An 11,274-nucleotide genomic window follows, 5' to 3' on the forward strand; every position below is an offset into this window, starting at 1 on the left:
GGCGCCCCCGGGTGTCTGACACCCAGGTGAGACAACCTTCATCCTGCGCCACCGCGGCAAGGGTGTCTGACACCCCCATTACAAACGTGCGCTAGGCGCCCCCGGGTGTCTGACACCCAGGTGAGACAACCTTCATCCTGCGCCACCGCATCAAGGGTGTCAGACACCCCCCTACTGCACAGCCTCCCGCGCCGCCGCCTGGCGCGCCAGCGCCTTGCGGTCCACTTTGCCGACCGCGTTCTCGGGCAACCTGTCGATCCAGAAGACGTCGCGCGGCACATAGATACGGCCCAGCCGCGCCAGCACCTCGGCCTGTATCGCCGCCGCGTCGGGCGCGGTTTCGCCATTGCGCTGCACGAAGATCACCGGCGTCTCGCCCAGGTCATCGTCCGGCGCCCCCACCACGCAGCAGGCGGCGATGCCGGGCAACCCCGCCACCACGCCTTCGATCAGCGCGGGCGAGATGTTCTCGCCGCCCCGGATGATCACGTCCTTGATGCGCCCGGTGATGGTCAGGTACCCCTGCGCGTCGAAGCGGCCCAGGTCGCCGGTGCGCAGCAGCCGGGGCGCGCCCGCGTCCGCGCTGTCCACGCCCAGATAGCCCAGCATCAGGCTGTCGCCCGCGATGCAGATCTCGCCTTCCGCCCCCCCGGGCGCCAAGCTGCCGTCGGGCAGGCGCAGGCTCACGTCCTGTCCTTGCAGCACGGTGCCCACGGATCCCACGCGCCGCGCATCGGGCGGATTCATCGTGGACGTGCAGGTGGCCTCGGACAACCCATAAGACACGACGAGCGGACACCCGAGAAAGGCTTCGATCCGGCGATGCAGGGCCTCGGTGATGGGCGCCGACCCGCAGCGCGCAAAGCGCAGCCCGGCCAGCCTGTCCGGATCGAACGTCAGCTCCAGCATGCGCGCATACATCGTCGGCACGCCGGTGATGATCGTGGGCCTGAACACGTCCAGCAGACCGGGCATGTCCTGCGCGCGGAACCGGCCCGCCAACGCCACGCTTGCGCCGGCCAGCAGCGGCGTGAAAATCTGGTTGTTCAGGGCGTTGGTGTGATGCAGAGGCATGACGTGCAGCAGGCGGTCCGAAGGCGTCAGCCCCGTATGCGCCAGCACGCCGCGCGCGTTGTTCACCAGGCCTTGATGGGATAGCAGCACGCCTTTCGGATTGCCCGTGCTGCCCGACGTGAAAAGCAGCAAACCCGGCGCCTGCGGCGCGATGTCCGCGCCCGCCCAGTCCGGCGTGCTCGCTGCCACCCGCGCGGCATCGAGCACGCGCGCCTCGGGCAGGCCGCAGGCGCTGGCCGTAGCGGCGTTGCCGTCATCCGCCAGCATCCACGTCAACCCCACTGCCGCCACGCGCCGCGCGGTTTCCTCGACCGACAGCCGCGGCTCCAGCGGACACGGACAAGCGCCCGCCGCCATGACGCCCAAGATGGCCACCACCTGCGCCAGCGAGCGCTCCATCGCCACGCCGACGTAATCGCCCGGTGCGACACCGGCGGCCCGCAGGCCGCCTGCCGCCTGTCCCACGCGGCGGCGCAGTTCTTCGTAGCTGACCGCTTCCTCGGCGGTCACCAGCGCGGGCCAAGCCGCCCATTCCGGCTGGTCCCACAAGCGCGCAAACGCCGCCACGACCGTGGCATCGGTAATCGTCATGACTGACTCCCCCTGTACCGGGCTCGTTGATGAGTGGCGCGCGGTCAGCGCAGTGAGACCGCAGCGTCGCGTTCGAACTGCCCGTCGGCGTCCAGATCGCGCAAGGCGCGGGCTTCCTGCCCGGTCGGCGGTTCGGTCGGACCCGCGCCGCTGGCGTCGAATTCGAAACCGGTGCGTTCGCGCACTTCAGACAGGCTGGATTCCGGATGCCACGACTGAAGCGCCAGCCGCCCGTCGCGCTTGATGAACACCGCAATCGGCGTCACCACGCCGTGAAAACCGCCCCACGACGTCATGAAATCCAGTTTGGGGACGAACGTGCGGCGCGAATGCTCGGTGCGCCAGGTGCAGGCGCGCCTGGCCGTGGGCAGCATCACCGCCCCACCGCCGCCGCCCGGCAGCCGGACCTTGGGTTCATGCCAGTCGCCGATGCACGAGTTGTTGGCGCAGCCCGCCCCGTCGATCTGCGCGGCGCCCAGAAAGGTCAGGTCCATGCGGCCGCGCGTGCACAGGTCGTAGAAATCTTCGTTCGAGAAGATCGATGCGGTGTGTTCAGCCAGCACCGGATCCGAACTGGACAACGGAATGTGCGAGGGCCGCGGGTTCACGCCGCCGGCCACGTTGATGTACACGAAGTCCCAGTCGTAAGCGCGCTTGGCAAGCAGGCACGCCAGCATGGGCATGGTGGAGTTCACGCCGCTGAAGGTGATTTCGTCAGGACGGATGAAACGCGCCAGATTGGTGACGATGTACGAAAAGCCCGACCATTGCTCAGCCATGATTTCCCTCCCGCGCTTCGGGCGCCGCCGCCATGTGCGCGCGCAGATCGCTGTTCTTGTCCATGTAGGTTTCCACCGCCGGATAGTCGATGGCGTAGTCGGGCCAGCACGAACCCGGCCACGCGCCCTGCGGCACGACCGCAAAGGCCTGCACCATGAAATACGGCACCAGCGTGGACTCGGGCTGCGCCTCGAACACGGCGCTGTCCACCTGCTTTTCGGCCACGACCAGCACGCTGCCCGCGGCCCGCGACATGATGCGGTCCCAGTGCGCCGTGCCATGCACGCGCACGTTGCCCAGCGCGTCCACTTCGGACGCCTGGATCACGGCGAAGTCCGGCCGGATCGCAGGCACCACCCACGTCTTCTCGCCGCTGCCGTACGGATCATCCAGGCATTTCCAGCCGTTCAGCTCCGGCAGGCCGCTGCCATGCAGACCGCCGCAAGGCTGAAACGGCACGCCAAAGGCCGCCGCGCGCAGCCCCGCCGTCAGGCTGGCGCACGCATGTTCCTCGAGTTCGATCTCGTGGCGCTCCACGGCGCGCCGATACCAGGGCGCGAGTCCGAAGTTGCCTTCCATCGCGACGATGCCCGCGCGCACGCGGCGCAGCACGCCCGCGCGGCACAGAATGTCCACGTCGTAGCCCGGCGACTGCTTGATGAGTTCGAGATCGCGCTTTTCCTGGCGGATCAGTTCGCGCACGAAGGCGAACGGTCCGCGATGCAGAAAGCTGCCGCCCAGCGCGATGGATGCCCCGTTGGGCACCAGCGCCGCCAGTTCCTGCAAGCTGCACTGCTTGTTCTTCTGGTTGAATCCTGAAGCCATTGTCTTCCTCCTGCTCGATGGGACGCGCCTAGCGCGCCTGCAGATACGCCGCCACGCGGTCCTTCAGACCGGGCGCCGCCGCCGAACGCACCAGCCGCGCCATGTCCGTGTCCGGCGTCTCCTGCGACAAGGCCGCGTATAGCTGCGTACGGCTGGCGTCGGTCAGCGCACTCGCCGTCTCCAGCGCCGCTTCGCCGATCTGCGGCCATTCCTGCGGCGTTGCCAACCGGCTGACGAAGCCATCGCGCAATGCGTCTTCGGCGTTGAAGGTGGCGGCCTGTTCAAGAATCGTGCGCGCGCGCTCGACGCCCACCAGCGACGCGAAACGCCGCGTGCCCAGCACCAGGCCAAACTTCAGACCGGGCATGCGGAACGTCGCGTCCGGCGCGCTGATGCGCCATTTGCAGGCGGCGAACACGTCCACGCCCGCGCCGAAATTGCGGCCGTGCGCCAGCGCCACCGTCAGGCACGGCGAGGCCGCCAGCCGCTGCAGGAGGGTCTCGATCCGCACGAAGCGCAGCAGCAGATCGCCTTCGCTCTGCGTCTGCCAATCGCCAAAGTCAAAGCCCGCGCTGAAGTTCTTGCCCTCGCCTTGCAGCACGATCACCTGAGCCCGTTCGCCCTCGGCCTCGTCCAGCGCGGCAATCAGCGCCTCGACCAGATCGGCCGATAGGGCATTCATCTTTTCGGGGCGCGCCAGCGTCAGTACATGGCGCGGCCCTTGCCGGTCAATACGCAGAACGCTCATTGCTTGCCTCCCTTGCCAGCGCCGCGCAGCGGTCCCAGCACTTCGTCGTTGTGCTCGCCCAGCGCGGGCGGCCGGCGGCGCAGCGCCGTGGTCTCGCCGTCGAACCGAACGGGCAAACCAAACGTACGGGTCTGCACGCCATTGGGCAGCTCCAGCGCCTGCACCCAGCCCATGTGCTCGACCTGCGGATCGGCCAGCACCTCCGAATACGTGTTGATCGGTGCGCACGGCACGCCGGCCGCGCGGAAGCGCGCCAGCCAGTCCTGCGCCTCGTGCTCGGCGAAGATTGCTTCCAGGATGTCGCGCAGATCGGTCTGATTGCGGGCGCGGGCGCTGGTGTCGGTAAAGCGCGGATCGGCCAGCAGGTCTTCGCGCCCGACTGTCGCGCACACGGCCTTCCACAGCGCCTGGTTGCCCGCAGCCATGCCGAAATAGCCGTTCTTGCAGCGAAACGCCTGGTACGGCGCGTTGCGGGGATGGGCGGACCCCAGCTTGACCGGATCCTTGCCGCTGCCGAAGAACTCGGACGTCTGCAGGGCGGCAATGCCCAGCGTGGCGCCCAGCATCGGCACGTCGATGTGCGTGCCCTGCCCGCTGGCTTGGGCCGCGCGCAGCGCCGATGCGATGGCGAACGCGCCGTACAGTCCCGCGGAAAAGTCCGCCAGCGGCACGCCGCATTTGACCGGTTCGCCGCCGGGCTCGCCGGTGACGCTCATGATGCCGCTCATGGCCTGGATGGTCAGGTCAAAGCCGCCTTCCTGCGCGCGCGGTCCGGACTGGCCATACGCCGAGATCGAGCAGTACACCAGCCGGGGATTGGCCTCGCGCAGTTGCACGTAGCCCAGGCCCAGCCGCTCCATCACGCCCGGCCGGTTGTTTTCGATGAGCACGTCGGCGCGCAACGCCAGTTCGCGCGCCAAGGCCAGATCGCCGGGATCCTTCAGGTTCAACGTCACCGACCGCTTGTTGCGGTTGAGCGAGGCGAAGTTCTCGCTGTAGCCGTCCGAGATCGGCGGCCAGCTGCGCAACGTATCGCCGCCGTCCGGGTTCTCCACCTTGATCACGTCCGCGCCCATGTCCGCCAACAACATGCCGCAAAAGGGTCCCGCCGCGACGTTGCAAATCTCCAGCACCGTGATGCCGGCTAGTGCCGAATTGGGTGTCATGTCTGACCTCTCGTTATGAAAATTCAATATTTGGGATGCAGAAAACAATATAAGACTCGGCCTTCAACGATGGCATCATCCAGACCCGTCGCGTGAAGAATACCGCTGATATCTACGCGACTCCTAGTGCAATCCCTAGGTGCCGCGGTTAATTGTTGACCAGCATAGCACCGTGTGGAATTCTAGGTAAACCATTTATTGAAATGTCAATCCTAATATTTAGGATTACATAAAGAGGACTGCAGCGTCGCCGGCGCCTCGCAATCGCGCACCGCCCCGCCGCATGCTGGCCCATCCACCGAGGAGACTTGCATGAGACTGTCGTGGCGTATTGCCCTGGCCAGCACGGTGCTGGCGCTGTCGGCCAACCCCGCATCGGCCGACAACTGGCCGACCAAACCCGTCCGCATGGTGGTGCCGTTTCCGCCGGGCGGCGCAACCGATGCCGCCGCGCGCATCTATGCGCAGCATCTGGGAGACTTCCTGGGCCAGAGCGTGGTCGTGGAGAACAAGGCCGGCGCGGGCGGCGAGATCGGCGCGGAATTCGTCGCCAAGTCCGCGGGCGACGGCTACACCCTGCTGATGGGCGCGGTAGGCAGCCACGCCATCCACGCCGCCATGCCCGACAAGCCCGGCTATGACTTCGGCACGGCGTTTGTCGGCGTGTCCATGGCCACCAGCATGCCGATGGCGGTGGCGGTGAACAGCAGCAAGATCCCGGCCAAGAACGTGCAGGAGCTGATCGCGCTGGCAAAGAGCAAACCCGGGACGATCACCTTCGGATCGGCCGGACCCGGCACCTCGCAACACATGGCCGGCGAGCTCTTCCAGGCGGTCACCGGCACGCGGCTCATGCACGTGCCTTATCGCGGCAGCGGTCCTGCCATCACCGATCTTCTGGGCGGCCAGATCGACATGGTCATCGAAACGCTGCCCGCGCTGCTGCCGCAGGTCGCCAGCGGCAAGATCCGGCTGCTGGGCGTCACGACGGCCAAGCGCGCCACCGCACTGCCCGACCTGCCGACGTTGGCGGAACAGGGCGTGAAGGATTACTCGGTCGCCACCACGTACGCGCTGCTCGCGCCGGCGGGCACACCGCCCGCTGTCGTGGACAAGTTGTCGGATGGCATGCGAAAGGCCGCGGCGATGGAATCCGTGCAGCAGGCCGCGCTGAAGCTGGGCGCCGACGCCATCGCCACCTCGCCCGCCGACACCAGCCGGATGCTCAAGCAGGAAGTCGCGCGCTGGGCCGACGTGGTGCGCCTGTCGGCGGCGAAATGACGCGCGCCCCGGATTTGGCCCAGCCGGCCGCAGCGGACCTGGCCATCGTCGGCGGCGGCTCGGTCGGCGTCAGCTTCCTGTACCAGTTCCTGCTGGCGCAGCGGGCCGCGCCGGGCTCACGCCCGCCGACGATCCATCTTTTCGAGCCGCAGGCTGACCCCGGCCCGGGCGGCGCGTATCAGGACGATCTGCGCAGCAACCTGCTCAACATTCCCGCAGGCAACATGTCCGCGCGCGCCGATCATCGGCTGGACTTCGTCGACTGGCTGCGCGAACAGGACGCGGGTTGGCTGCAAGGCTACGGCGTCACCGCCATCGATCCCGCCGACTTCCTGCCGCGCCCGCTGTTCGGCGCCTATATGCGCGCGGTGTACGAGCGGTGCCGCCAGCTTGCCGGCACGCTGGGCGCGACGCTTGTGCATGCGCCCATCCGCGTGCGCCGCGTGGTGCCGAAGCCTGACGGCCGCGTGCTCGTCCAGCCTGATCACGGTATGCCGGTCAATGCGCGCCACGTCGTGCTGTGCAACGGCAACCTGCCTTCTCAGGCATTTCCCGCGTTGGAAGGCGTGGCGGGTTACTTCAACAGCCCCTACCCGGTGTCGGCGCTGGCGCAGGCCATCGCGCCCGATGCGTCCGTGTGCGTCATCGGCACCAGCCTGAGCGCGGTGGACGCCGTGGCCGCGCTGCAGCAGGCCGGGCACCGCGGTCCCATTCTTTGCGTCTCCCGCAACGGGCGGCTGCCGTCGGTGCGCAGTCCGCACAACCGCTCGCCCGACACGCTGCAACACCTGAGCCGCGACGGCGCCCTTCGGCTGGCTGCCCGGCATGGCGGCACGCTGACGCTGGATATCGTCTGGCGAGCCTTGCGTGACGAGGTTCAATCACTGCAGGGTTCGCTGGACGACGACGACGTGCTGGGCATGGATGGCGACGCACACGCCGCGCTGGAGGATGAAATCCGCCGGTCGTCCGCGGCGCCGCGCCCGTGGCAGGCGGTGGCTGCCGCGACCAATGCGGCGGTGGACCGGATCTGGCATCTGCTGCCGGACACCGAACGGCGCCGGTTCCAGTCGCAATGGCGATCGCTGTGGATGGCGCGCCGCGCGACCTTCCCGATGCGCAACGCCCTGAAGGTGCAGGCATTGTTCGACGCCAGCCAGCTCCGCGTCACTGCGGGGTTTGCCGGCTGCGATCACGACCCGGCCACCGGCCTGTTCCGCACACGGTTGCGCACGGCGAACGGCCAGATCGAGCACGCAAGCCAACATCTGATCAATGCCACGAGTTTTTCAGTGGACGCGCAGCGCACGGACGATCCGCTCGTATCCCACTTGCTGCGCGACGGTCACGCGCACGCCGATCCGCATGGCGGACTGGCGCTGGACTACGGCACTGGCTGCCTGAAGAGCTCAGCCGGCCAGATCGTGGCGGGCGTCTCGGTGTTGGGCAGTCTGGCAGGCGGCACCTACTTCTGGACGACGTCCATGGACGTGAATGCCCGGCTGGCGCGAGATCAGGCCGAGCGGATCGCGGCCGCACTGCGCGCCGCACCGGCTACTGATCCAGAAATCCCCGGCGATAGCCCATCCCCTGAGAGATGGACTGCGCACAGGCCGCCACATCCGGCGCGAGCTGCTTCATCCTAGCGGCGCTCAGGCGGTCTAGCGGCCCCGAGATGCCGACCGCGGCCACGGGCTGGTCCAGGCTGTTGAACACGGTCACGGCCAGTCCGCCCACCCCTTCGCGCCATTCACCACGATTGACCGCGTAGCCCGCGCGCGCGATCTTGCGCAGTTCATCCTTCAAGAGCGGCATGGACACGATGGTGGACGGCGTGTGCCGCACCATCTGCTCCGCGTAGCGTTCGACGTAGCCTTCAACCTGATAGGCCAGGAGGGCCTTGCCGGTTGCCACCGCGTAGGCCGGCGCGCGGCCGCCCACCATGGAATACGCGCGAATGGGCTGGGGGCTGTCGATCTTGTCCACGTACACCACGTCAAAGCCGTCGAGCACCGACAGGTGCACGGTCTCGCCGGTCTGGTCCGCCAGCGTGCGCATGTAAGGCGCGGCCAGCTTGCGCACGTCCAGTTGCGCCAACTGCCGCGCCGCCAGTTCGAACAGCCGCACAGCCCCGCGGTAACCGCCGCCGTCATCGTCCTTGATGACATAGCCGGCGTGGATCAGCGTCTGCAGGGTGCGATGCGTATTGCTGCGGGTCAGGCCCACACGCGCGGCCAGCGCGTCGATGGTGCGCGGCGGATTGTCCACATCGGTCACCGCTTCCAGCACCATCAGCCCTTTGAGCAGCGTCTTGTCCATTCGTGATTTTTCCTAATATTTAGGACGGGAACATAGCACGAGACACGGCGCGGGAACAGCGGTTTCCACGCGGCCGCCGCGCTAGCCCAACGCGGCGCGCACTGCGGCAGACCGATCCCAAAGATTGGGCAGGCTGGGCGACGAATAGCCCGACACGAACGGCTTGGCCACGCCGGTGGCCGGGTCATAGACGTGGCGCGATACGGCGCCGATATTGCCGCCGTACAGATGCACGCTGATGGAAACGCGGTCGGGATAAGCGTTGGACACCTGATGGATATCGCCTTCGGCCGGCGACAGGCGCTCCACATCGCCGGGCCGCAGGGTCGTGGCCTCGCCTGCGGGGGCCAGGCGTCCATCAACGCCCCGCGTGAACCGCTGATTGATCTCCGAGCCGCGCAGCATGCCCACATAACCCCAGACCTCGTGATCGTGCACGGGCGTCGACTGACCGGGCCCCCAGACGAAGCTCACCAGCGAGAAGCGCTCCAGCGGATCGCAATGCAGCAGGTACTGCTGATAGAACTGCGGGTGCGGGGCGGTACAGGCTTCGGGCAGCCAATCGTCGTGGCTCACCAGGTCCGAGAATGCCGCCTCAAGTTCAGCGCTTTGGTCCAGCGCCGTCGGCGTGGACAGCCGCGTCGCGGTGGCGATAAAGCGGCGCAGCCGTTCCAGGCCGGTGTTCGATTCAGGCATTGCACGTCTCCAGGCGGGATGAAATCCCAGAATGAAAAAAGAGTATCCACCATTCAGGACGGCGACGCACACGTCAGCCGCTTCCCGGACGGGCCAAAGCCGCGCACCTCGCTTGACAGCCCCTTGCCGGCGCATGCAGCGTATCGAACTGTCTGCAAGGTTGGAAATGAAAAACACGCATCACGATATTCCGCCCGCGCTGGCGCAGGCGCTGCGCGACGCGCGCCGCGTCGTCGTTTTCACGGGCGCGGGGGTCTCCGCGGAAAGCGGCATCGCCACGTTCCGCGACGCCCTGACCGGGCTGTGGTCGCGCTTCGACGCGCAGGCGCTGGCCACGCCCGAAGCTTTTCAGGAGCATCCCGACGTCGTCTGGGGCTGGTACGAATGGCGGCGCGCGCAGGTCTTGCGCGCTTCGCCCAACGCCGCGCACCACGCCATCGCCACGCTCGCCTGCCACGTTCCCCTGCTGACCGTCATCACGCAGAACGTGGACGATCTGCACGAGCGCGCGGGTAGCCGCGACGTCACGCATCTGCATGGCAGCCTGCATGCGCCGCGCTGTTCGCGCTGCGGCGCCCCCCAGTCCTTTGCCACGGAAACGCCGGAAGAACCCGATGCCGGCCGCCGCATCACGCCGCCCGCTTGCACCGCATGCGGCGCCCCGGTGCGACCGGGCGTCGTCTGGTTTGGCGAAAGCCTGCCTGCGCAGGCCTGGCGCGACGCCACCGGCGCCGTGCAGCAGTGCGACCTGCTGTTCAGCATCGGCACCTCGTCGCTGGTGTATCCCGCCGCGGAATTGCCAAAGTTGGCCATCGCGGCCGGCGCCACGGTCGTGCAGGTCAACCCGGCCGCAACTCCCCTGGATGCGCTGGCGCACCACAACCTGCGCGGCGCCGCGGCCGAAATGATGCCCAAGGTGCTTGCCGCCGCGAGGTTTGGTGAGGATCCGTCGTAACCGGATCACACGTCTATGACACTTGCGCCACACTCGCGGGGAAACCCCCAATTCCACCATTACAACCGCGCTATACAGTGGTGTAATGGGCTTCGCTTGTGGAGATGATCATTCCGTTTTCCTGGAGACTTCCCGACGTCTTCGTACGTTCGCCGGACGGTGTGCTGCACCGTGTGGTGCGACACGCCACGACCACGGAAACCATCGCTCTGCTTGAAGGCATGCCCAGCAATACGCACCTGGATTGCGAATGCAAGCTCGATAACGGCGAAACGCTGTGCTGGGTGGGCAACGACGAATACCGCCAGTTGAATGGCGGCGCCGTCTTTCTCGCCGTCACGGCGCACACGACACCTCGAGGCGAGTCGCGTCACAGCGTCTCCGCCCTGAGCGATGAAAAGCCGGCAACCGCGCCGCGCGCTTCTCGCAAGAAATTTGCAGGGGCTCAAGCGCGCCTGCCGCCCGCTGTAGTCAATCTAAAAACCGGCAACGATTGGAGCCTGATACGCGCCTGGCGCGAGCATCTGAACATCAGCACGGCTGACATGGCTGCCCGGCTTGGCGTCGATCACTCCATCTATATCGAATTGGAACGGCCACGCCCGCGGCCCCGGCAGGTCATTCTTGACCGCGTGTCCGAGGCCCTGGGCGTTTCACCGGAACAACTCGATGATTCATTGTTAGGAGGACAGTTTCATTAGCGCTGCGCGCAAAGGCATCGCCCCCGCGCCCGCGCCATGAATTGTTCAAACGACTTTGGCGCCGACTTCTGACGGCCCGCGCATGGAGGTATTGAATATGCTCGGCACCGCAAGACGATTGACCGACGTGCTCGCCAC

At 67.1% G+C, this 11,274-nt stretch carries 11 protein-coding genes; 4 read left to right on the forward strand and 7 right to left on the reverse strand.

Annotated elements, in window-relative coordinates:
• Positions 1-171 precede the first annotated feature (171 nt).
• From RT697_RS25500 to RT697_RS25520, 5 genes are read right to left on the reverse strand one after another with little or no spacing between them, the layout of a single operon-like run.
• Positions 172-1,665: a class I adenylate-forming enzyme family protein gene (locus RT697_RS25500; RefSeq protein WP_313702447.1), complete on the reverse strand. Its 1,494-nt coding sequence runs from the start codon at positions 1,663-1,665 to the stop codon at positions 172-174.
• A gap of 44 nt (positions 1,666-1,709) precedes the next feature.
• Positions 1,710-2,444, reverse strand: coding sequence for a CoA-transferase subunit beta (locus RT697_RS25505; protein ID WP_313702448.1), 735 nt, complete (start codon positions 2,442-2,444; stop codon positions 1,710-1,712).
• Positions 2,437-3,270: a CoA transferase gene (locus tag RT697_RS25510; protein ID WP_313702449.1), complete on the reverse strand. Its 834-nt coding sequence runs from the start codon at positions 3,268-3,270 to the stop codon at positions 2,437-2,439. Before RT697_RS25510 ends, RT697_RS25505 begins: the two co-directional genes overlap by 8 nt.
• A 28-nt stretch (positions 3,271-3,298) precedes the next feature.
• Positions 3,299-4,018 (reverse strand): enoyl-CoA hydratase/isomerase family protein, encoded by a 720-nt coding sequence (locus RT697_RS25515; protein ID WP_313702450.1) that lies wholly within the window; start codon positions 4,016-4,018, stop codon positions 3,299-3,301.
• Positions 4,015-5,184 carry a CoA transferase gene (locus tag RT697_RS25520; protein WP_313702451.1) on the reverse strand — a complete coding sequence of 390 codons (1,170 nt, stop codon included), beginning with the start codon at positions 5,182-5,184 and terminating at the stop codon, positions 4,015-4,017. The genes RT697_RS25515 and RT697_RS25520 overlap by 4 nt, the downstream gene beginning before the upstream one ends.
• A 312-nt stretch (positions 5,185-5,496) precedes the next feature.
• On the opposite strand from RT697_RS25520, the gene RT697_RS25525 reads away from it, so the two are divergent.
• A complete protein-coding gene (locus RT697_RS25525; protein ID WP_313702452.1) occupies positions 5,497-6,465 on the forward strand; it encodes a tripartite tricarboxylate transporter substrate binding protein in 969 nt (322 codons plus the stop codon).
• Positions 6,462-8,111 (forward strand): FAD/NAD(P)-binding protein, encoded by a 1,650-nt coding sequence (locus tag RT697_RS25530; protein WP_313702453.1) that lies wholly within the window; start codon positions 6,462-6,464, stop codon positions 8,109-8,111. The genes RT697_RS25525 and RT697_RS25530 overlap by 4 nt, the downstream gene beginning before the upstream one ends.
• On the opposite strand, the gene RT697_RS25535 is transcribed toward RT697_RS25530, so the two are convergent.
• Together RT697_RS25535 and RT697_RS25540 are read right to left on the reverse strand one after the other, a co-directional pair.
• Positions 8,020-8,784 (reverse strand): IclR family transcriptional regulator, encoded by a 765-nt coding sequence (locus RT697_RS25535; protein ID WP_313702454.1) that lies wholly within the window; start codon positions 8,782-8,784, stop codon positions 8,020-8,022. The two genes, RT697_RS25530 and RT697_RS25535, sit on opposite strands and share 92 nt — an antisense overlap.
• An 81-nt stretch (positions 8,785-8,865) precedes the next feature.
• Entirely contained in the window at positions 8,866-9,480 is a 615-nt protein-coding gene (locus tag RT697_RS25540) for a cysteine dioxygenase (RefSeq protein WP_313702455.1), read from the reverse strand.
• A gap of 166 nt (positions 9,481-9,646) precedes the next feature.
• Between RT697_RS25540 and RT697_RS25545 the strand changes: the two genes are divergently transcribed.
• Together RT697_RS25545 and RT697_RS25550 are read left to right on the forward strand one after the other, a co-directional pair.
• A complete protein-coding gene (locus tag RT697_RS25545) occupies positions 9,647-10,435 on the forward strand; it encodes an NAD-dependent deacylase (RefSeq protein ID WP_313702456.1) in 789 nt (262 codons plus the stop codon).
• Positions 10,436-10,533: 98 nt separating this feature from the next.
• On the forward strand, positions 10,534-11,136 hold the full coding sequence (locus tag RT697_RS25550) for a helix-turn-helix domain-containing protein (protein WP_409517489.1): 603 nt from the start codon (positions 10,534-10,536) through the stop codon (positions 11,134-11,136).
• Positions 11,137-11,274 lie beyond the last annotated feature (138 nt).

The organism is Achromobacter sp. (genome assembly GCF_032113835.1).
Taxonomy (GTDB): Bacteria; Pseudomonadota; Gammaproteobacteria; order Burkholderiales; family Burkholderiaceae_B; genus Achromobacter.